24 protein-coding genes and 1 tRNA gene are annotated in these 26,166 nt (G+C 72.3%); 13 read left to right on the top strand and 12 right to left on the bottom strand.

All coding sequences use genetic code 11. The features are described from left to right. The first annotated feature begins 38 nt into the window (after nucleotides 1-38). The 3 genes from SM450_RS14145 to SM450_RS14155 all read left to right on the top strand — a co-directional run bounded on the left by SM450_RS14145 (nucleotide 39) and on the right by SM450_RS14155 (nucleotide 3,474). A complete protein-coding gene (locus tag SM450_RS14145; protein ID WP_474620194.1) occupies nucleotides 39-1,001 on the top strand; it encodes an EamA family transporter in 963 nt (320 codons plus the stop codon). Continuing rightward, a complete protein-coding gene (locus SM450_RS14150; RefSeq protein WP_474620195.1) occupies nucleotides 998-1,696 on the top strand; it encodes an HAD family hydrolase in 699 nt (232 codons plus the stop codon). The genes SM450_RS14145 and SM450_RS14150 overlap by 4 nt, the downstream gene beginning before the upstream one ends. Nucleotides 1,697-1,785: 89 nt before the next feature. Next, a complete protein-coding gene (locus tag SM450_RS14155; RefSeq protein ID WP_474620196.1) occupies nucleotides 1,786-3,474 on the top strand; it encodes a S8 family serine peptidase in 1,689 nt (562 codons plus the stop codon). A 104-nt stretch (nucleotides 3,475-3,578) separates the two neighbouring features. Here the strand turns inward: SM450_RS14155 and SM450_RS14160 are convergent, their stop codons facing one another. Next, nucleotides 3,579-4,817 carry a hypothetical protein gene (locus SM450_RS14160; protein ID WP_474620197.1) on the bottom strand — a complete coding sequence of 413 codons (1,239 nt, stop codon included), beginning with the start codon at nucleotides 4,815-4,817 and terminating at the stop codon, nucleotides 3,579-3,581. Nucleotides 4,818-5,525: 708 nt separating this feature from the next. Next, the gene (locus SM450_RS14165; RefSeq protein WP_474620198.1) at nucleotides 5,526-6,173 is read right to left on the bottom strand and encodes an IclR family transcriptional regulator; all 648 of its coding nucleotides are present in this window, start codon (nucleotides 6,171-6,173) and stop codon (nucleotides 5,526-5,528) included. 63 nt (nucleotides 6,174-6,236) lie between these two features. Here SM450_RS14165 and cysS point away from each other — a divergent pair, with 63 nt between their 5' ends. Both cysS and rlmB read left to right on the top strand, forming a co-directional pair. Then, nucleotides 6,237-7,652, top strand: a complete 1,416-nt coding sequence (gene cysS, locus SM450_RS14170; protein WP_474620199.1) for a cysteine--tRNA ligase — start codon at nucleotides 6,237-6,239, stop codon at nucleotides 7,650-7,652. Further along, on the top strand, nucleotides 7,652-8,779 hold the full coding sequence (rlmB, locus tag SM450_RS14175) for a 23S rRNA (guanosine(2251)-2'-O)-methyltransferase RlmB (protein ID WP_474620200.1): 1,128 nt from the start codon (nucleotides 7,652-7,654) through the stop codon (nucleotides 8,777-8,779). The genes cysS and rlmB overlap by 1 nt, the downstream gene beginning before the upstream one ends. Before the next feature lie 56 nt (nucleotides 8,780-8,835). Here the strand turns inward: rlmB and SM450_RS14180 are convergent, their stop codons facing one another. Beyond that, nucleotides 8,836-9,927 (bottom strand): ABC transporter ATP-binding protein, encoded by a 1,092-nt coding sequence (locus SM450_RS14180; protein WP_474620201.1) that lies wholly within the window; start codon nucleotides 9,925-9,927, stop codon nucleotides 8,836-8,838. A gap of 366 nt (nucleotides 9,928-10,293) precedes the next feature. On the opposite strand from SM450_RS14180, the gene SM450_RS14185 reads away from it, so the two are divergent. After that, nucleotides 10,294-10,370, top strand: a tRNA-Thr gene (locus SM450_RS14185). A 46-nt stretch (nucleotides 10,371-10,416) separates the two neighbouring features. Here the strand turns inward: SM450_RS14185 and SM450_RS14190 are convergent. Further along, nucleotides 10,417-11,106 carry a DUF4386 domain-containing protein gene (locus SM450_RS14190; RefSeq protein WP_474620202.1) on the bottom strand — a complete coding sequence of 230 codons (690 nt, stop codon included), beginning with the start codon at nucleotides 11,104-11,106 and terminating at the stop codon, nucleotides 10,417-10,419. A 236-nt stretch (nucleotides 11,107-11,342) separates the two neighbouring features. Here SM450_RS14190 and SM450_RS14195 point away from each other — a divergent pair, with 236 nt between their 5' ends. From SM450_RS14195 to SM450_RS14205, 3 genes are all read left to right on the top strand, one after another. Next, nucleotides 11,343-11,744, top strand: coding sequence for a helix-turn-helix domain-containing protein (locus SM450_RS14195; RefSeq protein ID WP_474620203.1), 402 nt, complete (start codon nucleotides 11,343-11,345; stop codon nucleotides 11,742-11,744). Nucleotides 11,745-11,779: 35 nt separating this feature from the next. Beyond that, the gene (locus tag SM450_RS14200; protein ID WP_474620204.1) at nucleotides 11,780-12,214 is read left to right on the top strand and encodes a VOC family protein; all 435 of its coding nucleotides are present in this window, start codon (nucleotides 11,780-11,782) and stop codon (nucleotides 12,212-12,214) included. A 64-nt stretch (nucleotides 12,215-12,278) separates the two neighbouring features. Then, complete coding sequence (locus SM450_RS14205; RefSeq protein WP_474620205.1) at nucleotides 12,279-12,890, top strand: histidine phosphatase family protein; 612 nt, start codon at nucleotides 12,279-12,281, stop codon at nucleotides 12,888-12,890. On the opposite strand, the gene SM450_RS14210 is transcribed toward SM450_RS14205, so the two are convergent. Beyond that, nucleotides 12,887-13,324, bottom strand: coding sequence for a hypothetical protein (locus tag SM450_RS14210; RefSeq protein WP_474620206.1), 438 nt, complete (start codon nucleotides 13,322-13,324; stop codon nucleotides 12,887-12,889). The two genes, SM450_RS14205 and SM450_RS14210, sit on opposite strands and share 4 nt — an antisense overlap. A 187-nt stretch (nucleotides 13,325-13,511) precedes the next feature. On the opposite strand from SM450_RS14210, the gene SM450_RS14215 reads away from it, so the two are divergent. Next, nucleotides 13,512-15,905 carry a M4 family metallopeptidase gene (locus tag SM450_RS14215; protein WP_474620207.1) on the top strand — a complete coding sequence of 798 codons (2,394 nt, stop codon included), beginning with the start codon at nucleotides 13,512-13,514 and terminating at the stop codon, nucleotides 15,903-15,905. A 78-nt stretch (nucleotides 15,906-15,983) separates the two neighbouring features. Continuing rightward, a complete protein-coding gene (locus tag SM450_RS14220) occupies nucleotides 15,984-16,745 on the top strand; it encodes an enoyl-CoA hydratase/isomerase family protein (protein WP_474620208.1) in 762 nt (253 codons plus the stop codon). Between the two features lie 196 nt (nucleotides 16,746-16,941). Here SM450_RS14220 and SM450_RS14225 read toward each other — a convergent pair whose 3' ends face one another. From SM450_RS14225 to SM450_RS14245, 5 genes are all read right to left on the bottom strand, one after another. Then, on the bottom strand, nucleotides 16,942-17,148 hold the full coding sequence (locus tag SM450_RS14225) for a helix-turn-helix transcriptional regulator (protein WP_474620209.1): 207 nt from the start codon (nucleotides 17,146-17,148) through the stop codon (nucleotides 16,942-16,944). 515 nt (nucleotides 17,149-17,663) lie between these two features. Then, nucleotides 17,664-18,104, bottom strand: coding sequence for an HNH endonuclease (locus tag SM450_RS14230; RefSeq protein WP_474620210.1), 441 nt, complete (start codon nucleotides 18,102-18,104; stop codon nucleotides 17,664-17,666). 254 nt (nucleotides 18,105-18,358) lie between these two features. Next, complete coding sequence (locus tag SM450_RS14235) at nucleotides 18,359-19,885, bottom strand: FAD-dependent oxidoreductase (protein WP_474620211.1); 1,527 nt, start codon at nucleotides 19,883-19,885, stop codon at nucleotides 18,359-18,361. A 103-nt stretch (nucleotides 19,886-19,988) separates the two neighbouring features. After that, nucleotides 19,989-20,459 (bottom strand): hypothetical protein, encoded by a 471-nt coding sequence (locus SM450_RS14240; protein ID WP_474620212.1) that lies wholly within the window; start codon nucleotides 20,457-20,459, stop codon nucleotides 19,989-19,991. A gap of 27 nt (nucleotides 20,460-20,486) precedes the next feature. After that, entirely contained in the window at nucleotides 20,487-20,966 is a 480-nt protein-coding gene (locus SM450_RS14245) for an MSMEG_6728 family protein (RefSeq protein WP_474620213.1), read from the bottom strand. Between the two features lie 85 nt (nucleotides 20,967-21,051). Between SM450_RS14245 and SM450_RS14250 the strand changes: the two genes are divergently transcribed. Then, complete coding sequence (locus SM450_RS14250; RefSeq protein WP_474620214.1) at nucleotides 21,052-22,824, top strand: NAD-binding protein; 1,773 nt, start codon at nucleotides 21,052-21,054, stop codon at nucleotides 22,822-22,824. Nucleotides 22,825-22,830: 6 nt separating this feature from the next. Here the strand turns inward: SM450_RS14250 and SM450_RS14255 are convergent, their stop codons facing one another. Both SM450_RS14255 and SM450_RS14260 read right to left on the bottom strand, forming a co-directional pair. After that, on the bottom strand, nucleotides 22,831-24,036 hold the full coding sequence (locus SM450_RS14255) for an APC family permease (RefSeq protein WP_474620215.1): 1,206 nt from the start codon (nucleotides 24,034-24,036) through the stop codon (nucleotides 22,831-22,833). Nucleotides 24,037-24,074: 38 nt separating this feature from the next. After that, a complete protein-coding gene (locus tag SM450_RS14260) occupies nucleotides 24,075-24,848 on the bottom strand; it encodes a phosphatase PAP2 family protein (RefSeq protein ID WP_474620216.1) in 774 nt (257 codons plus the stop codon). A gap of 103 nt (nucleotides 24,849-24,951) precedes the next feature. On the opposite strand from SM450_RS14260, the gene SM450_RS14265 reads away from it, so the two are divergent. Next, nucleotides 24,952-26,163, top strand: a complete 1,212-nt coding sequence (locus tag SM450_RS14265) for a DUF4032 domain-containing protein (RefSeq protein ID WP_474620217.1) — start codon at nucleotides 24,952-24,954, stop codon at nucleotides 26,161-26,163. The last annotated feature ends 3 nt before the right edge of the window (nucleotides 26,164-26,166 follow it).

A 26,166-nucleotide genomic window follows, 5' to 3' on the forward strand; every position in this document is an offset into this window, starting at 1 on the left:
TCAGCGTAACGCTTTTCACTCATGACCAGGAGTTGCCGATGCGTGAACGGTCCGGTGCCGGGCTCGGACTGGCCCTGCTCTCCGCGCTCACGTTCGCCACCTCGGGCACGTTCGCCCGCCCGCTGATCACCGGCGAGTGGTCGGCGGCGGCCGTGGTGATCGCCCGGGTCGGCATCGCCGCGCTGGTGCTTGCCGTGCCCGCCATGCTGGCGCTGCGCGGCCGGTGGCCGGTGCTGCGCCGCAACGCGTTGACCGTGGTGCTGTTCGGCCTCCTCGGCGTGGCCCTGGCCCAGGCGTGCTTCTTCAACGCGGTCCGCTACCTCCCGGTCGGCGTGGCGCTCCTGCTGGAATACCTCGGCATCGTGCTTGTGGTCGGGTGGATGTGGCTGGTGCACGGGCAGCGTCCCCGGCTGCTGACCGTGGCCGGCTCGCTCACCGCCCTGGCCGGGCTGGTGTTCGTCCTCGACCTCACCGGCGCCGGCCGCCTCGACCCGGTGGGCGTGCTCTGGGGGCTCGGCGCCGGGATCGGGCTGGCCGGATACTTCGTCATCGCCGGTCGCATCGACGCCGACCTGCCCTCGGTGGTGATGGCAAGCGGCGGCATGGCCGTCGGCGCCGTGGTGCTGCTGCTGCTCGGCGTGGTCGGGGTCCTCCCGCTGGCCGCCGGCACCGCCGACGTCAGCTTCGCCGGGCACCGGATGAGTTGGCTGGTGCCGATCGCCGGGCTGTCGCTGATCGCCGCCGTGGTCGCGTACCTGACCGGGGTCGCCGGGGCGCGGCTGCTCGGCGCCCGCCTCTCCTCCTTCGTGGGGCTGACCGAGGTGATGTTCGCGGTGCTGATCGCCTGGCTGTTGCTCGACGAGTTGCCGAGCGCGATCCAGTTGGTCGGCGGCGTGCTCATCGTCGGCGGCGTCGCCCTGGTGCGGGTGGACGAGCTGCGGGCCGGCCCCGAGCAGACGTCGCCGGTCGCGGCCGAGCCGGCGCTGGCCGGCGAGCGATGAGCGCGCCCCGCAGCGCCGTCGTCTTCGACGCCGACGAGACCCTGATCGACCTGCGCCCGGCAGTCACCGGAGCGCTTGCGACCGTACTCGACGAGATGCGGCGGCGGACCCCGGCGGCGGCCGAGGTGTCGCTCGCGGACCTGGAGGGGGACTGGGGTGCCGTCTTCGGCGGGCTCACCGCCGCGCCGGTGCGGGAGATCCGGCGTGCCGCGTTGGCGCGGTCGCTGGCGCGGGCCGGCCTGGACGCCCACCTCGACGAGTTCACGGCGCTCTTCTTCGCCCGCCGGTTCGCCCTGAGCCGGCCGTTCCCGGACGCGCTGCCGGCGTTGGCGGCGCTGCGCCCACATCACCTGCTGGGCTTCGCCACGAACGGCAACAGCCGCGCCGAACGCTGCGGGCTCGCCGGCCAGTTCGCCTTCGCGTTGTACGCGCACGAGGGCGGCGTGCCGAAGAAGCCCGCTCCGGCGTTCTACGCCGCCGTGGTGGCCGCCGCCGGGTTGCCCGCCGCCCGGATCGTCTACGTGGGCGACTCGCCGGAACACGATGTGACCGCCGCCCAGCGCGCAGGTATGCGAGCCATCTGGCTCAACCGGCGTGGGGTTCCCCGACCGCCCGGTCTCGAACCGGATGCCGAGGTGTCCACGTTGGTCGACCTGCCCGACGCGGTGGCCGCGTTGACGAGCGCGAATGCCTGATTGCGGACTATTACGGACGTGCATCTGGCGAAACCCGCTCCCGTGTTGTGGGATGACTGCCACGTCCCTCAACGAGAGGATCTGATGTGGTGAGCAAGCGCTTCACCGCCGGCGCGGTCGCGGTAGCGGCCTCGTTGGCACTCACGGTGACCGGCCTGGGCGTTCCGGCGACCGCCGCGCCGTCCAGCACCCGGACCTTCACCGTGCTGGCGGAGAGCGGTGTGTCCACCGACGCCGCGATTGCCGCGATCAAGGCGGCCGGCGGCACGGTCGTCTCCCGCACCGACGACGTCGGCCTCTTCCAGGTCACAAGCGACCGGGCTGACTTCGCGAGCCGGGCCACCGCCGCCGGCGCGCTTGTCGGCGCCGCCGAGGAGAAGGCCATCGGCCGGAAGCCGAAGCTGGACCGGGTCGAGCAGGAGCATCTGACGGCCCCCGGCGCGAGCAAGGGCAAGGCCGCCAAGGGCAAGGCCAAGAAGATGGACCCGCTCGACGACAAGCTCTGGGGGCTGGACATGATCCGGGCCGACCAGGCCCGCAAGATCGAGCCCGGCGACCGGCGGGTGACCGTCGGCGTCCTGGACACCGGCGTCGACGCCAGCCAGCCCGATCTGGCACCGAACTTCAACTGGGCGCTGTCGCGCAACTTCGCGCCGGACATCCCCGACGTCGACGGGCCGTGCGAGGTGGCGAGCTGCCTCGACCCGGTCGGCACCGACGACGGCGGGCACGGCACGCACGTGGCCGGCACGATCGGCGCCGCCGCCAACGGCTTCGGCCTCTCCGGCGTGGCCCCGAAGATCTCCCTGGTGGAGCTGAAGGGCGGCCAGGACAGCGGCTACTTCTTCCTCAACCCGGTGGTCAACGCCCTGGTCCACGCGGGCCGCTCCGGGCTGGACGTGGTCAACATGTCCTTCTACGTCGACCCGTGGCTCTACAACTGCGCCGCCAACCCGGCCGACTCGCCGGAGGCGCAGGCCGAGCAGCGGACCATCATCGAGGCCATGAAGCGGGCGCTGACCTTCGCCCACCGCAAGGGCGTCACGCTTGTCGGCGCGCTCGGCAACAACCACGAGGACCTGGGCTCTCCCCGCACCGACGTGAGCAGCCCGGACTACGGCGCAGACCCGTACCCGAGGCCGATCGACAACGCGAGCTGCTGGGACCTGCCCACCGAGGGCCCGCACGTGATCAGCGTGTCGGCGGTCGGCCCGTCCGGCAAGAAGTCCGACTACTCGAACTACGGCACCGAGCAGACCGCGGTGGCGGCACCGGGCGGCTGGTTCCGGGACGGCTTCGGCACCGACAGCTACCTCACCGACGCCAACATGATCCTCTCCACGTACCCCAAGAAGGTGTTGCAGGAGGAGGGGTCGGTCGACGAGAACGGCAACATCGTGGCCGGCTTCGAGGAATCGGTGTTCAAGCAGTGCACCGCAAAGGGTGAGTGTGGCTACTACACCTACCTCCAGGGCACCTCGATGGCGTCCCCGCACGCCGCGGGCGTGGCCGCGCTGATCGTCAGCCGGTTCGGCAAGAAGCAGGGCCGGGACGGCTACGGCATGGCGCCGGACCAGGTCGAACAGCACCTCTACCGGACGGCGGCCGAGCACGCCTGCCCGGAGCCGCGGCTGCAGACCTACACCAACGAGGGCCGGAGCGCCGAGTTCGACGCGTACTGCGCGGGCTCGCTGAACTTCAACGGCTTCTACGGCTATGGCATCGTCGACGCCTACGCGGCGGTGAAGACCCCGCTGAAGCCCAACGCACGGCCGTAACGACAATCGCTTACCGGGAAGCCCGGGCGACCTTCGTCGCCCGGGCTTCTCCGTGCTGTGCGGCGACCGCGCACACTGATCTTCCGCCGGTGGCACCACACTCGTCACGGGCGCCAACCCCGAGCCACAAGGGCGGCGCGAATCTCGCGGACCAGGGGCGGAAACTCGTGGCGTAGGCGGCGGCCGGTCACGTGCAGCACCAACCAGCCCGCCTCGACGAGCTGGTTGAGCCGGCGCCGGTCGAGGTGTATCCGATCGGGGTCGACGTGCCACTGACCGTCGTACTCGACTGCCACCCGGAACTCCGGCCAGGCCAGATCGGGATGCAGGACGAGGCCGGTGGACACGCGTACCGGATGCTGCGCCACCGGACGCGGCAGGCCGGCGAACATCAGGCGCACCCGCAGATGGGACTCGGGTGGTGACTCGGCACAGCCGTCGGTCAGGCCGAATATCCAGGAGGCCCGGCGGCCGCCCGGACGGCCGGTGTTCCGGGCCGCTTCGGCGGCCAGGCCGGACTGACCGACCGCCCCGATCCGCAGGAGCCCGTCGATGATGCCGACCGCCCGGACGGGATCGGCCCAGACCGCCGTCTCCCAGGCGCAGACGGCGGGTGCCGTCCGGGGTGTCGGCCCGCTCAGGCCCGGTGGCGCGCTCAGGTCCGGTGGTCTGGTGAGGTCTGGTGGCCGGGCCGGTCGCGCTGATCTGATGAGGGTCGTCGGTCTGGTCGGGTTGGGCGATCTGGTCGGGTTGGGCGATCTGGTCAGGCTGGATGGTCGGGTCAGGCTGGATGGTCGGGTCGGGCTGGGTGGCGCGGTCGGGTTCGGTGGTGCGGTCGGGTTCGGTGCTGTGGTCAGGCCTGGCGCTCTGGCGGGCGTGGTGGAACGGAAGCCCGTCGACGTGGTGACGGCTGCGACGCGCGTTGGCCGGTCGGTCGGGAGGCCGGTACCGGTCGGCGCGGCGACGGTGGGAACCAGCAGGCCGCTGCGCGCGCTGGCGATCGGGGCGTGGTGCACCCGGACGCCCGGATGAGAGTCGGCTCGGACCATGGCCGGCAGGAGGACGTGCACGTCGTCCGTGAAATCGGCGGCGTGTTCGACGCCGTGCAGGTAGGCCGCCGACGGGCCGGCGATCAGTGTGCCGGGCGGCATGCGGAGCAGGACGGCCCGGCAGGACAGCGCGTGGTCGCGGTCGAGGCGGGCATCGGCGTAGACGTCCTGCCGGAGCCGGACCCAGGACGCCCCCCGGAGATGGTGGCGGGACAGCAGCCCGCGCCGGACCGCGTCGGAGCCTCGGAAGACCTGCCATGCCAGCTGCGGCGGTCGATGCGGATGAGGTGGCATGCGACAAGCGTGGCGGCGAGTCGAGGCCGACCGACACCCCTGTGGACAACCGCGGCCCACCTCCTCCGCCGCTCCTGTGGACAACCCACCAGCCGGCCGCCCGATGTGCTATGCCGACGCGCCCGTGCCCCTATCTTCGGTGGAAGATCGACTCCAGTTCGCCGAGGTGGTGCGGTCGGACCGCCTCCGACTGCGCCACTTCGCCGAGCTGGCGGCGGAGCGGCTGATCTGCGGGTCGTCGCGGGAGCCGAGTGCCCGCCGGACGAGCAGGGCGGGCGGGCCGGCGACGTTGGCCTGGCTGCTCGCGCGTTCGCGGCTTGCTGCTTGCGCGTTCGGCCCGGCCCGAGGTCGAGGTCGAGGTCGAGGTTCGGCGCCACTTCGCCGAGGTGGCGTAATCCGATCGGGTGCGACGCCGCCACTTCGCCGAGGTGGCGCCGAGTAACCGGTCGCGTCGATTGAATTGCCACTTGAGCGTCGGACGAGTGGAGCGAGGCGGTGGGGAGCGTTGGCACGCTGGCCCGCATGGACGGGTGTCGTCTGAAGCAGAGCCCGCAGGGCGGGATTGAAACGGGGTGATCACCTCCATCTCGCCGAGGTGGCGGTATCCACCCGGCTCTGATGGCGCCACTTCGCCGAGCTGGCGCTGGCGAGCGGCTGGCGAGCGGCCGGGGAGCGGCCGGGGAGCGGCCGGGGAGCGGCGAGGGGCCGTCAGGTCAGGGCGGCGGCGACCGCCTCGGCGGCGGCCGTGACCTGGATGCCGACCTCGGTCACGTCCAGCGGGGTCAGCGACACCACGCCGACGCTGCCCTCCAGCCCGGGCACCCCGAGCACCGGCGCCGCCACCCCGTGCGCCCCGGACTGGAGTTCCCCGCTGGTGCTGACCGGCCCGGGGTCGCCGGCCCGGCCGGCCAGCACGGCCCGGCCGGCCGCGCCCCGCTCCAGCGGGTGCCGGGAACCCGTCCGGTACGCCACGTGGAACGCGGTCCAGCTCGGCTCGACCACGGCCAGCGCGACCCCTTCGCCGCCCTCGACCACGGTCAGGTGCGCGGTGGCCCCGGTCCGCTCGGCGAGCCGGCGCAGCGGGGGCAACGCCCCCTCGGCGAGCAGCGGCTGGGCGCGTCGGGCCAGGTGCAGCACGCCGACACCCAGTCGGAGCCGGCCCGCACCGTCGCGCCGGAGCATGCCGTGCCCGGTCAGCGCGCCGACCAGCCGGTAGACGGCCGCCCGCCCGATGCCCAGCCGGTGCGCCGCCTCGGTGACGGTCAGCCCGCCCGGGGCGTCCGCGACGAGGTGCAACAGGCGCAGACCCCGGTCCAGGGTCTGCGCGGTCTCTCCCGGGCGTGCCTGCGCGTCCACAGCACGCAGCGTACGACCCGGCTCCGGCCAACCGGGAAATGTGCGTACGGCTACCCTTGTGAGGTGACGCTACGCCTGTACGACACCGCCACCCGATCGGTGCGGGACTTCGTCCCGCGGGAAGCCGGCAAGGTGGGGGTCTACCTGTGTGGTCTCACGCTCCAGGGGCCCCCGCACATCGGCCACCTTCGCTCCGGCGTCAACTACGACGTGCTGCGTCGCTGGCTGGTCGGCAACGGGTTCGAGGTCACCTTCATCCGCAACCTGACCGACATCGACGACAAGGTGCTGGCGAAGGCCATGGAGCAGGGCCGGCCGTTCTGGTCCATCGCGTACGTGAACGAGCAGATCCTGACCGCCTCCTACCGGGCGCTGAACGTGCTCCCGCCGACGTACGAGCCACGGGCCACCGGGCACATCCCGGAGATGCACGAGCTGATCGCCCGGCTGATCGAGACCGGGCACGCCTACCCGGCCACCGACGGCTCCGGCGACGTCTACTTCGACGTGGCCTCCTGGCCGGCGTACGGCTCGCTGTCCGGGCAGTCCCCGGCGGACATGCAGCCCGCCGGGGACGCCCCCGACCGGGGCAAGCGGGACCCGCGTGACTTCGCGCTGTGGAAGGGCGTCAAGCCGGGCGAACCGACCGACGCCTCCTGGCCGTCGCCGTGGGGTCGGGGCCGGCCCGGCTGGCACATCGAGTGCTCGGCGATGTGCTGGCGCTACCTGGGCGCGGAGTTCGACATCCACGGCGGCGGGCTCGACCTCACGTTCCCGCACCACGAGAACGAGATCGCCCAGTCGCAGGCCGCCGACCTGCCGTTCGCCCGCTACTGGGTGCACCACGGCCTGCTCGGCATCGGCGGCACCAAGATGGGCAAGTCGCTCGGCAACACGCTCGACCTCGACTACGTGGCCTCGCTCGGGGTGCGCCCGGTGGAGCTGCGCTACTACTACGCCGCCGCGCACTACCGGTCCCGCATCGACTACTCCGAGGACGCGCTGCGGGAGGCCGCGGTCGCGTACCGGCGGATCGAAGGTTTCGTGAAGCGCGCGGCCGAACGGGTCGGCGCGGGTCTGCCCGGTGGGCTGCCGGCGGGTTTCGTCGCGGCGATGGACGACGACCTCAACACCTCGGCGGCGCTCGCCGTGCTGCACGAGGTGGTTCGGGACGGCAACACGGCGCTCAGCGGCGGCGACGATGTGACCGTCCGCACGACGATGGCCGCCACCCGGGCGATGCTGGATATCCTCGGCGTCGACCCCCTGGATCCGGCCTGGGCCGGCGGCGACCGCGCGGGTGACCTGCGCGGCGTGGTGGACTCGCTGATCGCGTTGGCTCTGGAGCAGCGCGCCCAGGCCCGCAGCCGCAAGGACTGGGCCGCCGCCGACGGTGTCCGCGACCAGCTCAAGCAGGCCGGCGTGGTCGTCGAGGACACCCCCCAGGGCCCGCGTTGGACTATTGGAGAGCAGGACTGATGGCCGGCAACTCGCAGCGCCGTGGCCGGCGACTGACGCCGAAGGCAGGCGCCCCCAAGGGCACCGGTGGCAAGAACAAGGATTCCCTCGCCGGCCGGGGCCGCACCCTGCCGGCCGACGAGCGGCCCTGGCACAAGGCATACTCGGGCACCGAGAAGCTGCCCCAACGCACCGCCTGGAAGCAGGACAAGGAGCGCCGTGCCGCCGCCGAGGAGGGTCGCGCGCCCAAGATCGGCCAACCCGGCAGCAAGGACACCACCTGGGGCAAGGGCGGCGGCCGGGGCGTGCCAAACGCCAAGGGCCGCAGCGGCGGCGGCAAGCCGACCGGCCGGTCCGGCGGGCCCCGGGTCGCCCCGGGCCGCAAGTCGAACCCGGCGAAGGACAGCCCCGAGCTGCTCGTCGGGCGCAACCCCGTGCTGGAGTCGCTGCGCACCCAGGTGCCGGCGACCGCGCTCTACACCGCGCATGGCATCGACGTCGACGACCGGGTCAAGGAGATCGTCCGCACCGCCGCCGACCGGGGCATCGCGATTCTCGAAGTCGGCCGCGCCGAACTGGACCGGATGACAGGTGGGGTGCTGCACCAGGGCGTCGGCCTCCAGGTGCCGCCGTTCGCCTACGAGTCGTTCGACGACCTGGTCGCCGCCGCGCTTGAGCAGGCCGCCCCGCTGCTTGTCGCGCTGGACGGGGTCACCGACCCGCGCAACCTCGGCGCGGTGATCCGGTCGGCCGCCGCGTTCGGCGCGCAGGGTGTCTTCGTACCCGAGCGGCGTGCCGCCGGGATCACCGCGACCGCCTGGCGGACCAGCGCCGGCGCCGCCGCGCGCGTCCCGGTCGCCCAGGTCACCAACCTGACCCGGTCGCTCAAGGCGTGCAAGGAGGCCGGCTTCGTCGTGGTCGGCCTCGACGCCGACGGGCAGACCGACCTCTACGACCTGGAGGCCGCGACCGGCCCGCTTGTCGTCGTGGTCGGCTCGGAGGGGCGCGGGCTGTCCCGCCTGGTCGGCGAGACCTGCGACCTCACCGTCAGCATCCCGATGGTCTCCGACGTGGAGTCGCTCAACGCCAGCGTCGCCGCCGCGGTCACGCTCGCCGAGGTCGCGCGCCGCCGGGCCGCCGAACTCTGACACCGCAGACGAAAAGGGGCGGTCCGCCGTGGCGGACCGCCCCTTTTTCGCGTACGTCAGATCCGCAGGCCGGAGGCCGCGTGGAAGACGTGGCTGCGGCCGGTACGCGGCTTGACGAACACGGTGTCGCCCATGTTCGGCATGCTGCGCCGGTCGGTGCGGACCACGAACCGCTCGTTGTGGCCCTCGAGCGCGGCGTGGCCGTAGATGTTGGCGTCGGAGCCCAGGTCCTCGACCAGCTCGACCACGACCGGCATGCCGCCCTCGGCCGGGCTGACCAGGTCGCAGTCCTCCGGCCGGAAGCCGACCGTGACCTTGTTGTCGCCGCCGTCGGCGCGGGCCGCCGCGACCTGCTCGCGGGTCAGCGGGATCATCATCTCGGCGAACGCGCCGCCCTGCTCGGTCAGCGGCACCGTCTTGATGTTCATGGCCGGGGAGCCCATGAAGCCGGCGACGAAGACGTTGGCCGGGGTGTCGTAGAGCGCCCGCGGGGTGTCCACCTGCTGGAGCACGCCGTCAAGCATGACCGCCACCCGGTGACCCATGGTCATGGCCTCGACCTGGTCGTGGGTGACGTAGACCGTGGTGACGCCGAGCTTCGCCTGGAGCGAGGCGATCTGCGTACGGGTCTGCACCCGGAGCTTGGCGTCGAGGTTCGACAGCGGCTCGTCCATGAGGAAGACCTGCGGCTCGCGGACGATCGCGCGGCCCATGGCGACACGCTGGCGCTGACCGCCGGAGAGCGCCTTCGGCTTGCGGCTGAGGTATTCCTCAAGCTGGAGGAGGTTGGCCGCCTCCTTGACCCGCCTGTCGATCTCCGACTTCGAGGTCTTGCGAAGCTTGAGGGCGAACGCCATGTTCTCGTACACCGTCATGTGCGGGTAGAGGGCGTAGTTCTGGAAGACCATCGCGATGTCGCGGGCCTTCGGCGGGAGGTGCGTGACGTCCCGGTCGTCGATGTAGATCGCGCCGTCGTCCACGTCCTCCAGGCCGGCGAGCATCCGCAGGCTGGTGGACTTTCCGCAGCCGGACGGGCCGACCAGGACGAGGAACTCCCCGTCACCGATCTGCAGGTCGAGCTGGTTGACGGCGGGGCGCTCGGTGCCCGGATAGATCCGGGACGCCTTCGCGTAAGTGACCGTAGCCATGATGGAGCGCTTCCTTTCACCGGCAGGAACGTGCCGGACGATCCGAGTGGAAGGAGCGACCGGCACCCAGGGTGCCGGCCGGACGGGGCGTCACCCAGGCAGCCGAGGCCGGCCGGAGTGTCATCCGTGTCACTGCACCGTAAACGGCTTTCACCTTCGTGCCAAGGCGGGGAGCAGTCGGTGGGACGAGGGGCATAGACATTTCGGTCACCTAGGCACGGCAAGGCATCAATCTCCCGGCTGTTGAAGCGATTCGACGACGATCCATCGGCCGATCCCGGTCGGGAAGGTGACGTTTTCCGTGGTCGGGAGCACTGCCAGGCGGGATTTCCGGTGGCCAGTCGCTATGCTGAGCCCGTCACACGCGCCCCTGTAGCTCAGCTGGCCAGAGCACTCGCCTTGTAAGCGAGATGTCGCCGGTTCGATCCCGGCCGGGGGCTCCAATTCCACAAGGCGTTTGCGGCCGGTGGCCGTCGTGATCGCCGAGGGTCAGACGGCCGTGTCCTGGGCGACCCGGTCGTCGGCGGCGACCGGCGCGGTCCGGAGACCCTTGACGAGCAGGTAGACGCCGAGCGAGAACTCCCACACCGCGATGGGCAGGGCCGCGATCGCGGTCACCGGCGACAGCCGGTCCCAGAAGTCGAACAGGATGCCGATGTCGGCGACGACGAGCAGGGGTGCCCCGGCGAGTCCGAGCAGCGGAAGAACGCGCGGGACCAGGCGTGACTGATACAGCAGGGAACCCAGCAACAGCGCGTTCACGGCCGGGATGAGGCTCTGGCTGAGCAGGAACATCGAGTCGTAGAGCGCGACCAGCGCCTGACCTGTGACAAGCGCGTCCGCACCGGCTCCGGCCCGTCGCAGGGCCACCACGGTCAGGAGGCTCGCGACCCCGACGAAGATGCCGGCGGCCTCCAGCACCCGAGCGGCGACGAAGCCCAGCGCTCGGGTTTCGCCCTGCCGCTTGAGCACCGGGAACAGCGCGACGGCGGTGCCGATGCAGGCGAGTGCGACGATCACCTCAAGCGCGCCGCCGACGGCGACCGAGGTTTCCGACCCGCTGCCCACGAGGTAGTCCGCCTCGCGTACCGGGGCGTACAGGGTGAGGGTCGGGATCGAGGCGAAGGTGAGCACGTAGCAACCGCCCGCGATCAGCGAGGTCCTTCTCAGTTGGTCCATCCGGGGCTCCTCCCGTGGTTGTCGTTCAATCGACGGTGTTGATGCCGTTACCCTGCTGCGCATCGGAGCGGTGGCGAATCGGCCGCTCGGGCAGTCCTCGGCGACGACGGAACGGGGCAGAACTGGGAGGCGTGCGGCGATGCGCGAGGTGACGGGGCGACGGGGTGACGGGGTGACGGGGTGTTAACAGGGGGCCCCTCCTATACCGAATGCGTTAACAAGGGCCCCCTCCTTACATGAGTCGGGGGAGTGAGGAGTCGAACCGGGCGATGTTGCGTGCCCGGGACGCGATGGATCGGGCGTACGCGCAGCCGCTCGACATCCCGGCGCTGGCCCGGATCGCGCACGTCTCCGAGGCGCACTTCATCCGGACCTTCCGGGCCACCTTCGGCGAGACCCCGCACCGCTACCTGCAACGCCGTCGGGTCGAGCGGGCCATGTCGATGCTGCTGGAGACCGACCGGGACGTCACCGACATCTGCCTCGCCGTGGGCTTCGTCAGCCTCGGCACGTTCAGCCGGACGTTCCGGCGGATCGTCGGCGAGTCGCCGAGCGACTTCCGGCGGCACCGGTCCGCCGCCGCGAACGTGCCGAGCTGCTTCGCCAAGTCCTGGACCAGACCCAGCAGTTTTGGATAAGCAGCAGGTCAGGGGCTTGCTCTAGCGTTCATGGCATGACGATGACTTCGATTTCCCGCTCCCAGATCTACGTGCTCGACCAGGACGAGGCGCTCGACTTCTATGTCGGCAAGCTGGGCATGGAGGTGAACACCGACCAGGATCTCGGCTTCATGCGTTGGTTGACGGTGAACGTGCCGGGCGACGTCGAGCGGGAGATCCTGCTGGAGAAGCCCGGCCCGCCGGCGCTTGACCCGAAGACCGCCGAGCAGGTGCGGGAACTGCTCACCAAGGGCGCCACCGGCGGCTTCCTGTTCCTCACCACCGACGACGCGCACAAGACGTACGCGGATCTGGTCGCCAAGGGCGTGGACGTGACCGACGAGCCGACCGACCGGCCGTACGGGATCGACTTCGGCATCCGCGACCCGTTCGGCAACCGGATCCGGATCGGCCAGATGCACCCTCGGGAGCAGTGGGCGAACGGCTGACCGGGGCAGCGGGCATCGGGAGGGGCGGCTAGGGTCGTCCCTCCCGATCATGGTGAGGTGGCAGATGCCCAGCCGGCTGCTGTTCCTGGCCCGACACGGCGAGCAGGACGAAGCGGAGGTGGAGGGGAACACCGGCCTCTCCGCGCGGGGCCGGCGGCAGGCGGTCCTGCTCGGCGAGCGGCTGCGTGGGGCGCGGATCGACGCGGTGCACCACGGGCCGCTGCTTCGGGCCGCGGAGACCGCCGAGCTGGTCGTCGCCGCGCTTCCAGGCGTACCCGTGCACTGCTCCGACAGCGTGGGTGACCACCTGCCCCACGACACGGACCCGACCGGCGTGCCGCCGGCGTACGCCCGGATGCTTGCCGGCTACGACGCGGCCGAGCGGGTCGACGGGCCGCGCCGGACGGCGGAGGCCGTGGCGCGCTTCGCCGCCGCCCCGGCCGAGGGTGACGTACGCGAGCTGGTGGTCACGCACAGCTTCCTGATCGCCTGGTTGGTGCGGCACGCCCTGGACGCCCCGGAGCGGCGTTGGCTCGGCCTGGGCCTGCACAACGCGGGGTTGACCGTGATCCGCTTCAGCGACGGCGGCCCACCGAATCTGATCGCGGTCAACGACGTCGCGCATCTGCCGCCGGAGCTGCGCGGCACCGGCATGCCGCCGGACTTCGTGTTCTAGCCGGTCGCGCGGGTGAGCAGGCCGACGACCTCGGCGGTGGCGGCCGGCGGGGTGGCCTGCGGGGGGCAGTCCACGTAGCCGACGTTTGTGGAGCCGATGGTGAGCTGGTAGCTGAAGGCGTCGGCGCACATGGTCGCCGGCACGGTGACGGCGGCCTCGGCGGTCAGCCGGGGGTCGACGGTGAGCTGGCGCAGCCGGTCGAGGTCGGCCTCGGCGAGCCGGCCGTCGCGGGCGGTGCCGGCCCGGTCGGTCCTGGTCCAGCTTCCGTCGGGTCGCACGGTGATGGTGTCGGTGAGCCCGACGATGCCGCCCGATTTCACGAGTGTCACGTTGACGCCGGGCAGGGGTGTGACGGCCGGGCCGACGGGCGCCGGTGTGTCGGCTCGGGCGCAGCCGGCGAGCGGGGTGAGGATGGCGGCGACGGCGGCTGCCATGGCGGGGGCTGCTCTCATGCCGATCGGACGCGCGACGGGGCCACCAGGTTCCGGCCCACCGCGCCTCCCTCATCCGTTCGGTCAGTGTCTCGGACGGGAAACCGCCGATCTCTTTCACGTTCTTCGATGTCTCAGATATATCTACATCAGTGACTACCCCCGTCACAACTTCCTTCCAGGAGGGCCCGTGAAAAGAACCGTCGCCGCCGCCAGCGCAGCGCTGCTCACCAGCGGCGTGCTGGCCTGCGTCACCACCACGGCGCACGCGGCAGCACCAGGCGCCGCAAACCCCGAGCCCGCCGCCGCGGCCCGGGCCGACAGCTTGCTCCGTGCCAACCCGGGTGCCGTCCAGGGCGCCAGCGGGGAGGCATACCAGGCCGTCCGCACCAAGGTCGACCCCTCGGGGGCGGCGCACACCCGCTACACCCGGACCTACCACGGCCTGCGGGTCTACGGCGGTGATTTCGTCGTCCACACCGCCCCGAACGGCACCATGGCCGGCACCTCGGTCGGCCTGTCCGCCCCGCTCACCCTGGGCACCACCGCGAAGGTCGGCGCGGGCGCGGCCAAGGCCAGCGCACGCAAGGCGTTCTCCGGCAGCCTCACCTCCGTCGGCGCGCCCGAACTCTTCGTCGACGCCACGAGCGGCAAGGGCCGGCTGGCCTGGGAGACGGTCGCCACCGGGTGGAAGGCGGACAAGCAGACGCCGTCGAAGCTGCACGTCGTCACCGACGCCACCACCGGCAAGGTCATCGGCTCGTACGACGAGATCGAGTCGGTGGTCGGCAGCGGCCAGGGCATCTACACCGGCTCGGTGAGCATCGACACGACGCTCTCCGGCAGCACCTACCAGATGATCGACCCGTCGCACGGCAACGGCCGCACCTGCGACATGAACAACGGCACCTCCACCTGCACCACGTTCACCGACGCCGACAACGCCTGGGGCACCGGCGCCAACTCCAACCGGCAGTCCGCCGCCGTGGACGCCCACTTCGGCGCCGCGAAGACGTTCGACTACTTCAAGAACGTGCACGGGCGCAACGGCATCTTCGGCAACGGCCAGGGCGTGCCGAGCCGGGTGCACTACGGCAACAACTACGTCAACGCGTTCTGGGACGGCGCCCAGATGACCTACGGCGACGGTTCCAGCAACTCCCGCCCGCTGGTCTCGCTTGACGTGGCCGGGCACGAGATGAGCCACGGCGTCACCGAGGCGCTGTCCGGCCTGGTCTACTCCGGTGAGGCCGGTGGCCTCAACGAGGCGACGAGCGACATCTTCGGCAACATGATGGAGTTCTACGCCGCCGCGCCGAGCGACCCGGGTGACTACCAGGTCGGCGAGAAGATCAACATCAACGGCAACGGTACGCCGCTGCGCTACATGTACAACCCGTCGCTTGACGGCTCGTCCGACTCGTGCTGGTCCACAAGCACGAAGAACAAGGACGTGCACTACTCCTCCGGCGTGGGCAACCACTTCTACTTCAACCTCGCCGAGGGCACCGGCGCCACCGCGTACGGCACGTCGCCGGTCTGCGGCTCGGCCCCGGCGGTCACCGGCATCGGCCGCGACAAGGCGGAGAAGATCTGGTACCGGGCGCTCGACGTGTACTTCACCTCGAACACCTCGTACGTCAACAACACCACCCCGTCGAACACCGCCCGGGCGTACAGCCTCCGGGCGGCGACCGACCTGTACGGCAACTGCTCGACCGAGTACAAGACCGTCCAGGCGGCGTGGACCGCGGTGAACGTCGCCGGCAGCGACGCGCCGTGCAGCTCCACCGGCAACGACTTCTCCGTCTCGCTCTCCCCGACCGCCGGGTCGGTGACCGCGGGCGGTTCCGTCTCCGCCACTGTCGCCACGGCCACCACAAGCGGGACCGCGCAGACCGTGACGTTCTCCGCGTCCGGCCTGCCGAGCGGCGCCAGCGCGTCGTTCAGCCCCGCCTCGGTGACCTCGGGCGCCTCGTCCACCCTCACGATCGCCACCAGCTCGACCACCCCGTCCGGCACCTACTCGGTGACGGTCACCGGCAGCGCCACGTCGGGGGCGAAGACCGCCACGTACTCGCTTACCGTCACCGGCGGCAGCGGCGGCTGCACCGGCGCCGGCCAGAAGCTCGGCAACCCGGGCTTCGAGTCCGGCACCAGCCCCTGGACCGGCACCACCGGCACGATCGGCTCCTTCACCGGCCAGTCGGCGCACGGCGGCACCCGGTTCTCCTGGCTGAACGGTTACGGCTACCGCAGCAACGAGAACATCGCGCAGTCGGTGAGCCTGCCATCGGGCTGCTCGACCTACAACTTCAGCTTCTGGCTGCACATCGACTCGGCGGAGAGCACGACGAGCGTGCAGTACGACAAGCTCACCGTGCAGGTGCTCAACTCCTCCGGCACCGTGCTGGCGACGCTGGCGACCTACTCGAACCTGGACAAGGCCACCGGCTACAGCCAGAAGTCCTTCTCCCTGGCGTCGTACGCCGGGCAGACGGTCACGCTGAAGTTCACCGGCACCGAGGATCTCTCGTTGCAGACCTCGTTCGTCATCGACGACACCGCGGTCGACGTCTCCTGACCTGACCGCCCGACCCCAGGGGCCCGGCGGCCACCCCGAACGGGTGGTCACCGGGCCCCGCCCGTTACGGTCGGACCCATGTCCGACGCGGAGTTGACCGTCACCGTCACCGGCCCGGTGGCGACGGTGGTGATCCGCAACCCGGCCCGCCGCAACGCCATGACCCCGGCCATGTGGAGGCAGCTTCCAGTGCTGCTCGACGGCCTGGAGGCCGACCCGGTGGTGCGGGCGCTCGTGCTCACCGGCGCGGGCGGCACGTTCTGCGCCGGCGCCGACCTCGGTGACCTGGACGAGCTGCTGGACGCCGGTGACGGCAGCATCGCGGTGGCCGCCGAGGAACGGCTCGCCGCGTTCGGACGCCCCACCGTGGCGGCGATCGAGGGCGCCTGCGTCGGCGGCGGCTGCCAGCTCGCCGTCGCCTGCGACCTGCGCCTCGCCGCGGCGGACGCCCGCTTCGGCGTACCCCCGGCCCGGCTCGGCCTGGTCTATCCCGCGCCGACCACCCGCCGGTTGGCCGGCCTGGTCGGGCCGTCCGCGGCCAAGCACCTGCTCTTCACCGGCGAGCTGATCGACGCCGAGCGGGCGGCGCGGATCGGCCTGGTCGACGAGGTGCTGCCGGCCGGTTCGCTCGCCGACCGGGTGGCGGCGCTGACCGCCACGATCGCCGAACGGTCCCGGCTCACCGTGACCGCCGCGAAGGAGATCGTGGACGGGCGCGCCGACGCCGACCGGATCGCCTGGTGGCACGCCCAGGTGCGGGCCAGCGGCGAGGCTCGCGAGGGGGTGGCGGCGGTCACTGAGCGCCGACCGCCGCGCTTCCGCTGGACTCCGCCGGTTTGATCGTCGTTTGACCGGCACCACCCTCTGGGTACGGCGCATCCCGCCGATCCGGTGACGGAACGCGAAGGGTTGCCGTTCTGAGCGGTTCCCCGGGCCGAGCAGGCGCCAGCTCGGGGGAGTGGCGGCATCCCGAGAGCCGCTACCCCGCCACCTCGGCGAACTGGAGTCGATCACCGGTTCCGAGCGACCGACGGGCCTACTCGTCGTCGGCTGGTCGGGGCCGTCGGTGTTCGGCGATCCAGGCTTCGACGTCGGCGGCCAACCACACCTTCGTGGCGCGTAGCTCCTGGTACGGCTTCGGGAACGAGGGGCGCATGGCGATCTGCTGGAACCGCGATCGGGACACCCCGAGCCGTTCGCAGATCTCCCACGGTCCCATCAGCTTCCCGGGTCCCTCGGACATGGGCTGAACATAGGCACAGAATCATCTCCCCAGATGGGGGTCCCCGGAAGGGGGTGCCCAGATTGACAGGGCGGTGATGGCTGGTGTGCGATGAGTGCAGGCCCTCGCTCTGCTGGAGGTGACGCCCGGTGTGGCGGGGTGCCAGCCGAAGCCGACCCTTCCGGAGGTGGACATGCAGTGCCATGCACCCGTCAAGCCGCTGTGGTTCTGTGCGGCCTGCGCCAACCCGTGGCCCTGCGGACCGGCCCGGCTGGAGTTGGCCGCGCAGTACGCAGGCGAACCGAAGTGGTTGGCCGTCGACATGGCGGAGCTGCTGCACGAGGCGATCGCCGACCTGACCCGGCTGAATGCCCAGCCGCCGGACGGCGTGGCGATGTACGGCAGGTTCCTGGGCTGGGTGCGGCACCTGGCCGTGAGCCGGGCACGCAACCCCTGCCACTTCGGCAGCAGCCCCCGGCGGGCGCCGCGCCGGAGGCGTACCCCCGGCACCGCCCCCTGTGCCCGCCGGCCGTCCGTCACCGCGCCAGCGCGACCCAGCTCGGGGTCGTCGGCTCCCGCCGCAGCGGCATGCCCGCCTCGGCCGGGGTCCGGTCGCCCTTGCGCTGGTTGCAGCCGTAGCAGGCGGCGGTGGTGTTCCCCCAGGTGTTCCGGCCACCGCGCGAGCGGGGCAGGACGTGGTCGATCGTGCTGGCCGGGCCGTCGCAGTAGGCGCACCGCCGGCCGTCGCGGGCCAGCACCCCGGCGCGGGACCAGGCCGGGCCGGCGCGGAACCGCCAGCGCGTCACCACGTACCGGACGAGGCGGACCACCCGCGGCAGCGGGAAGACGCCGATCAGCCGGTCCGGCTCGGCCTCGTGGATCTCGGCGACCCGGCGGCAGAGCATCCGGATGGCGTGCTGGACGGTGACCCGGTGCAGCGGGCCGAGGTCGGCGTTGATGACGAGGACGGCGTCCACCGGGCACTCCCTTCCCGATCGGTGGTACGAAAAAGCCGCCCGGTCCACGGGGACCGGGCGGCGCGACGGGGACGCGCGGGCGCGCGTCAGTCGCGCCTTCCGGACCATGGGCCGTCAGCGCCGGACAGCCACGACGGCATCGTGGTGGCGGATCGCAGCGACATGGACGGCTCCCGGAACAGCGGTTGACCTTGCGCGCTCACGGTAGATCGATGCCGGAAACGCGGGCAACGCATTTCGATCTCATCGACGACTCAGCGACGGGCCAGCAGGCCACGCGGACGGATCGAACGGACCGGCTCGGCCGCCGCCCCCTCGGCCCGCAGGATGTGGTTCGCCGCGATGATCCCGGTCGCCGCCGAACGCTCCATCAACGCGCTGGGGAACTCGGTGCGGATCCCGTCCCCGGCCAGATACAGCCCCGCGGCGTCGGTGCGTACCCCCGGACGGCCGGCGTGGCTACCAGGCGTGAACGCCGGCGCCTGCGCCTCGACCCGGGCGCGCAGCTCGCGTACCCGCAGGTCGGCCACCTCCGGCCAGAGCGCGGTCAGCTCCCGCAGCATCCGCGCGGCCAACTCGTCGGCCGGCACGTCCGGTTCGCAGGCGTACGCGTGCAACTCCACCACCGAGCCGCCGGTGCGTTCCGCCCAGCGGCGCGGCTCCGCCTCCAGCCGGTGGTAGAGCGTCACCGAGTCCAACGTCGGCTGGCGGGACACCCCGCTGAACACCGCCCGGTCGGGCCGGACGTCACCGTCCATCCAGTAGCGCGCCACCGCGTACGGCGGGCCGGGCCGGCCGAACGCGGGCATCCGCGCCACCAGCTCGGGCGCCGCCGCACCCAGGCCGGGGGAGGCCGCGACAAGCGCGGCGAGCGCCGGCGGGTCGACCGCGAGCACCACGTGCCCGGCCGCCCAGGTGTCACCGTCCGCGCCGATCACCCGCCAACCGTCCGGGGTACGGTCCAGCCGGGCGGCCGGCGCGCCGGTGAGCACCCGGCCGCCGTGCTTCTGCACGTGCCGGGTCAGCGGCTCCCAGATCGCCGTCGCATAGTCCTGGTCCGGGCAGTCGAAGGCCAGCCCCTCCGGGTTGCCGAGCAGATAGAAGTGGAACTGGGCGATCATCTCGGCGGCCGACATCTCCGCCTCGTGGTTGAAGAACGAGTGCGAGAAGACCTCGAACAGCATGGCCCGGGCCCGGTCCGGCAGCCGCAACGAGGTGAGCAACTCGTCCGCGGTCCGCTCGTCGAACTCGGCGTAGGTGCGCACCGGGTCGTAGGTGAGCAGCGGCAGCGCCGCGTCCCGATCCATCGCGCGCAAATCCGCCAGGCGCACGCTCGGGCTGCGCAGCAGCAGCGCCAGCAGGTTGGCCGGCGGGGCCGGCGGCAGCTTGCCGAACTCCTCGGTCGGCCACCGCGCGGACAGGATCGGATAGCCCGGGACCGGCTTGAGGAAGCCAAGCGTCGGGTCGACCCGGCGCAGGATCGACCGCCAGTTCCAGTACTGCCGGAAGAACGCGTGGAACCCGTGCTCGTTGCGCTGCACACCGTCCGGCAGCGCCTCCGGCCAGGCGCCGAGCCGGCCGCCGAGGTGCGGCGCGGCCTCCAGCACGGTCACCGCCACCCCGCGCTCGGCCAGCACCACCGCCGCCGACATGCCGGCGATGCCACCACCCACCACGAGCGCCGACGCCGGTCGCGGCACGCGGGCCGCGCCACCGCCGCCCGGGTCCACCACATGTTCGCGTACGCCGATGAGCCGGCCAACCTGTCGCGACAGCCCCACGCCCCACCTCCCCGGCCTCCCAGTGTGCCCGAGGTGAAAGGCGGGGGCCCCGCTTAACGCATTCGGATGTGGCGGGGCCCCCGCTTAACACGCGGGGCGCGAGCTACCCGAACGAAAAGACGCGTTCCGCCGGGTCCACCACCACTGGCAGACGCGCTCCAGGCACGAGGGCCGGGTCGTCGGGGCGGATCGCCTCGACCTCGAAGGAGGCGAATCCGGTACCACTGATCCGCAGGCGGAGTTTCAGCCCGGTCTCCTCCCCACCCAGATGGTTGGCCACCGTGAGAACCTCCGCCGTGGCGGGGATGCCGGTGGCGGCGAGCCGCCGCGCGTCACGGCGCGAGCGGGTGACGAGGCGCAAGCCCCAGACCCCGAAGCCGACGCTGACGATCGTCGTCAGGAGATCCCCGGCGAGCAGGCCCCAAAAGTCGGTGGTGGACAGCCTCTGGCTCTGCGAGACGCCGGCGACCAGCAGGACCGGTCCGGGCAGACAGATCGCCAGGAACACCACTCGGCACAGCAGCGCGCCGACCGGACCGATGCGCGTCTCAGCCTCCCGCGGCGCGCTCGTCATTCCCACACCCTAGGCGGGGCCGTCCTCTCACGACAGGCAGCGGCGGGGGCGGTCGGAGGGGGGCCACACGTACTCCAGGTCGGTGGGGGTGTCGGGGAAGAGCGGGGCGTAGTGGGTGGGGTCCTTGCGCAGCAGGGACGAGCGGTGGCTGCGGTGCACGTCGTCGCGGCCCAGCCAGGGCGGAAGGTCACCGGTGGCGGCCAGCTCGCCCTGGGTCCGGATCGTCGTGATGCCGCAGGCGACGGCGAGGTCGGTGGCGAGCGTGGCGGCGCAGGTGTCGGCCCGGCCGGGCTCGCACCACACCGCGCACATGTCCAGCCCGTAGCGGGTAAGCGCCTCCTCGTACCCGGCCCACATCTTCACCGCCGGATGGTTGCGCCAGCCGTAGTCCGGCCGGGTCAGCCCGCGCAGCACCTGGATGGCCTCGACGCGCTGCTTGCCCAGCCGCTTCTGGTCGAGCGTCCGGGCGCTGGCCAGGAAGTCCGGATGGGGCAGGAACGTCTGCATGCCGCTGCTCTACCCGCGCCCGGCCGCGACATGCGTTCAAGATCGGGGGCTGCGCCGGCCGCGAGCGGCTGACTACGATCCGGGCATGGCCGAGCCCCTGCGCGACCGCGCGCGTCGCGCGACCGGGTGGCGGTTCCGGCCGAACGGCGACGAGCTGCCCCACTACGTGGTCTGCGGCTCCGACCCGCTTGCCTACTGGGTGGTGCGGGCGCTGCTCGCCACCGATCCGACCGCCGGTCAGGTCCGGGTCACGCTCGTGGTGCCGGAACGCCGCCGGTCCGACGGCCCCGACGGGCGGGACGTGCCGGGGGTACGCGTGGTGACGGCGGACCGGCTCGACGAGGCCACGTTCCGGCGGGCCGGGCTGGCCGACGCGGACGGGCTGGCCCTGCTGCACCAGGACGACGTGGGCAACATGCACGCCGCGCTCTGCGCCCAGGAGGTGGAGCCCCGGCTGCGGCTGGTGGTGCGGATGTACAACACCAACCTGGCCGACGGGCTGCGTCAGCTCTTCCCCGACTCGGCGGTCATCTCCGACGCCTCGATGGCCGCTCCCGCTTTCGTCGCCGCCGCGCTCGGTGAGCTGGCGCCGACCCACTTCCGGCACGCCGGTCGCACGCTCTACGTGGCGCGTCGCACCGACGTACGCCCGCAGGACGTGGTCTGCGGCCTGGCCGTCACGACCGATCCGGAGCTGGTCCGGGTGCTGCCCGCCGACGAGGCCGCGGCCGACGTGGTGCTGGCCGAGGCGACCGGCCGGCCGGCGGGCACCGAGCTGGCGGCCCGCCGGCTGGTGCGGGCCCGGCGGCGCCGCCAGCCGGTGGAGGTGGTGCTCCGGGCCGCGCGCAGCTTCGCCACCCGCAAGATCGGCATTGCGGTGTTGGTGCTGCTGGGGGTGATCGCGGTGCTCGGCTGGCTGAACGCCCGGGCGGCGGGCGTCACCTGGGGCGAGGCGCTCTACCTCACCCTGGTCACCACGCTCAGCGGCCAGGATCCGGACGTCAACAAGCCGGCCGCCGCCCAGGTGATGCAGGTGGTGCTCAACCTGGCCGGGCTGGCGTTGATCCCGCTGATCACCGCCGCCGTGGTCGACGGCATCGTCAACGCCCGGCTGGCCCTGCACTCCGGCCGGATCCAACCCGACCGGTCCGGGCACGTGGTGGTGGTCGGGTTGGGCAACATCGGCACCCGGGTGATGGCCCAGTTGCACGACTTCGGCGTCGAGGTGGTGGCGATCGACAAGGACCCCGACGCGCGGGGCGCCGCGCTGGCGCACCGGCTGGGGGTGCCGGTGATCGTCGCCGACGCCGGCCTGGAGGAGACGCTCCGCTCCGCCTCGGTCGACACCAGCCAGGCGCTTGTGGTCGTCTCCACCGACGACGGCGCGAACCTGCGTGCCGCGCTCATCGCCCGTTCCCTCGACCCGGACCTGCGGGTGGTGCTGCGGTTGTTCGACGGCGACTTCGCCGAGCGGATCCAGCAGGCGTTCGGGATCGGCATCTCGCGCAGCGTGTCCTACCTGGCCGCGCCGTCGTTCGCGGCGGCCCTGCTGGACCGCGCGGTGATCGCCACCATCCCGGTCGACAGGCACGCGCTGCTGGTCACCGAGGTGCCGGTGGTGGCCGACTCGCCGCTTGACGGTCGCCCGCTCGGCGCGGTCGCCCGCCCGGGCGAGGTGCGCCTGCTCGCGCACACCCGCACCGGGCAGAAGGCCGACTGGTCGGTCGACCCGCGCGTGGTGTTGCGCGCCGGCGACCGGTTGACTGTGGTGGCCCGGCGGGCCGGGCTGACCGCCCTGCTTCGGGAGACCACCCCCGGGCCGCCGGCCGCGCCGGTTCCTCGCCAGCCGGAAGAGTGAGCCCGGTCAGCGGTGGCGGAGGGCGTACCAGAGTGCGCCGAGGGCGAGCACACCGAAGCCGGCGAGCACGCTCGGCAGCGGCAGGCTGACCGCGAGCACCAGGCACCCGACCAGCCCCAGCGCGGCGAGCAACGTCGGGCCGAGCGTCAACGCGGAGGCGTTGGTGATCGCGTAGTAGACGAGCACCGTGAAACTGGAGAAGCCGATCGCGCCCCGGACGTCGGCAAGCGACACCACGACGATCACCACGGCGGCCACGGCCAGTTCGGCGCGGTGCGGCACCCGGTGGCGCGGGTGCACGGCGGCCAGCGTGCCCGGCAGGTCACGGTGGCGGGCCATCGCCAGCGTGGTGCGTCCGACGCCGGCGAGCAGGGAGAGCAGCACCCCGGTCACCGCGACTGCGGCCCCGGCCCGGACCAGCCAGGCCAGTCCGGGCCGGCCGGCCGCGGTCACCACGTCGACGAGCGGGGCCGTCGAGGCGGCGAGCCGGCCGGAGCCGAGCACGCCGAGCGCGACCACGGCAAGCGTCAGGTAGATCGCCAGCACCGCGCCGAGCGCCAGCGGCACCGCACGGGGGATGGTGCGCTCCGGGTCGCGGACCTCCTCGCCGAGCGTGGCGATCCGCGCGTAGCCGGCGAAGGCGAAGAAGAGCAGGCCGGCGGCGGTGAGCACGCCGTGCGTCCCGACGTCCGCGAAACCGGTGAGCCGGTCGGCCGCCACGTGCGGCGCGCCGGTCACCGCCACCACGGCCAGCACGGTGAGCACCACCGCGACAAGCACCCGGGTGGCGGTCGCGGTCTTGCCGATGCCGCGCAGGTTCACCGCGGTCACCGCCACGACCGCGAGGACCGCGACGAGCCGCGCCCGCCCCGGCCACAGGTAGGCCCCGATGGTAAGCGCCATCGCCGCGCAGCTCGCCGTCTTGCCGACCACGAACCCCCACCCGGCGACGAAGCCGGCGAACGGGTGCAGCCGCTCCCGGCCGTAGACGTAGGTGCCGCCGGACTCCGGGTAACGGGCGGCGAGCCGCGCCGAGCTGGTGGCGTTGCAGAACGCGATGAAGCCGGCGAGCGCGAGCGCGACGAGCAGCCCGGCGCCGCCGGCCGCCGACGCGGCCGGGGCGAAGACCACGAAGACGCCCGCGCCGAGCATCGAGCCCAGACCGATGACCACCGCATCGGGTACGCCGAGCCGCCGCGCCAGCCGTTCCACAACGGCAGCCTAGGGGCTCGGGGTGAACGGGCGGTGGATCAGTCCGGGGCGGACCAGCCGACCGGGCGCGTCCATCCGCCCAGCCGCCGGGGCAGCGGCAGGTCGTCCCAGGGCACCCGGCGCAGCAGCCGGTCCAGCAGCAGCCCGAGCAGCAGCCCGGCGATCGAGTCGGTGAGCCAGTGCCAGCCCAGGTAGACGGTGGTGCAGAAGACGATCGCCGGGGGCGCCACCCGGACCACGGTGACCAGCCGGGGCGGGACGACGCGGCCGACCGTGCGCAGCAGGGGGGCCAGCAGCAGGGCGAGCACGCCGTACCAGACGATCGCGTTGGCCACGTGCCCGGACGGGTACGACTGGGCGAAGCGCACCGGCAGCTCGTGCTGGAACAGCGGCAGGGTCTGCTCGGGCGGCAGGAACGGCTCCTTCACGCTGGCGCTCGGCGCCGGGCGGGCGGTCCACACCTTCAGCGGGCCGATCGTGAAGAACGTCAGCACGAACGCGGTCACCGGCGGCAGCACGGCCCGCACCGAGCGCAGCCGCAGCGCCAGCAGCACGCCCAGCCCGGCCGCCAGCAGCGTCAGCGGGGTGCCCTGGCCGAGCAGGTTGAACGCCATCGCGACCCAGCGGGCGGCGGTCGGCCGGTGCGCGGCCGACCAGTCGGCGACGGCCCGGTCGAGCCCGAACAGGTGCCCAGCGGCAAGCGCCACGGTCAGTGCCACGAGCGCGGCGAGCAGCAGCCCGTCGCACCACCACCCGGCCGGACGGACGGGCCGCAGCCGCAGGTCGCGGCGTACCCCTGAGGTCTGACGCACGCGAACACGCTACCGGCCGCCGACGGCGGACCGGGCATCGGCGGTTGTGTGCCGAGCCACGAAGAGAAGCGTTTCCCGGCGGTCACCGGTCACACTGGTGGCCGTGCGGATCACTTCGGCCCTCGTCGACCCGGCGCTGCTCGACCTTCCCTGGTCGACACCGCTGGCCGAGTGGCCTGCCGAGCATCTGGTGGCGCTACCTCAGGGCATCTCCCGGCACATCGTCCGGTTCGTCCGGCTCGGCGGCTACGTCTACGCGGTGAAGGAGACCGGCGAGCGGGTCGCCGAGCGCGAGTACGACCTGCTGCGGGCGTTGGAGCGGATCGACTTCCCGTCCGTCGAGGCGATCGCGATCGTGGCGGACCGGCAGACCGACGACGGCGAGCCGCTCGACCCGGTGCTGATCACCCGGCACCTCCAGTTCTCCCTGCCCTACCGTGCGCTGTTCTCCAACACGCTGCGCCCGGAGACAATGAACCGGCTGCTTGACGCGCTTGCCGCGCTCATCGTCCGGATGCACCTGACCGGCTTCTTCTGGGGCGACTGCTCGCTGTCGAACACGCTGTTCCGGCGGGACGCGGGCGCATTCGCCGCCTACCTGGTGGACGCCGAGACCGGGGCGTTGCACCCGTCGCTCTCCAACGGCCAGCGCGGGGAGGACCTGGAGATCGCCCGGGTGAACATCTTCGGTGAGGCGCTCGACCTCCAGGCCGCCGGCCTGCTCCACGAGTCGATCGACCCGGAGGTGGTCTGCGAGGAGGTGGTGCGGCGCTACGAGCAGCTCTGGCACGAGATCACCTACGAGCAGCAGGTCGAGCGCGCCGCCCGGCACGACATCGAGGGCCGCATCCGTCGGCTCAACGAGATGGGCTTCGACGTGGCCGAGGTGGCGCTGTCGACCGTCGACAACGGACGCTACCTGGTGCGGCCCAAGGTGGTCGACGCCGGCTACCACACCCGGCGGCTGCTGCGGCTCACCGGCCTGGACGCCGAGGAGAACCAGGCCCGCAAGCTCCTCAACGACCTGGACGCCTACCGGGTGGAGAGCGACCTGACCGACGAGCAGCAGGCCGCGCACCGCTGGCTCACCGAGGTGTTCGAGCCGGTGGTCCGGGCGGTGCCGGCGCACCTGCGGCGGAAGCTGGAGCCGCAGGAGCTGTTCGCCCAGATCATCGAGCACAAGTGGCTGCTCTCCGAGCGGGCCGGCCGGGACGTGGGGATGCGCCGGGCGGTGCACTCCTATCTGGCGGACGTCCTGGTGCACCGCCCGGACGAGCAGGCCGTGCTCGGCGTCGAGGTCCCGGCCGCCGGCTGACCC

This window comes from Micromonospora marincola (assembly GCF_056150385.1).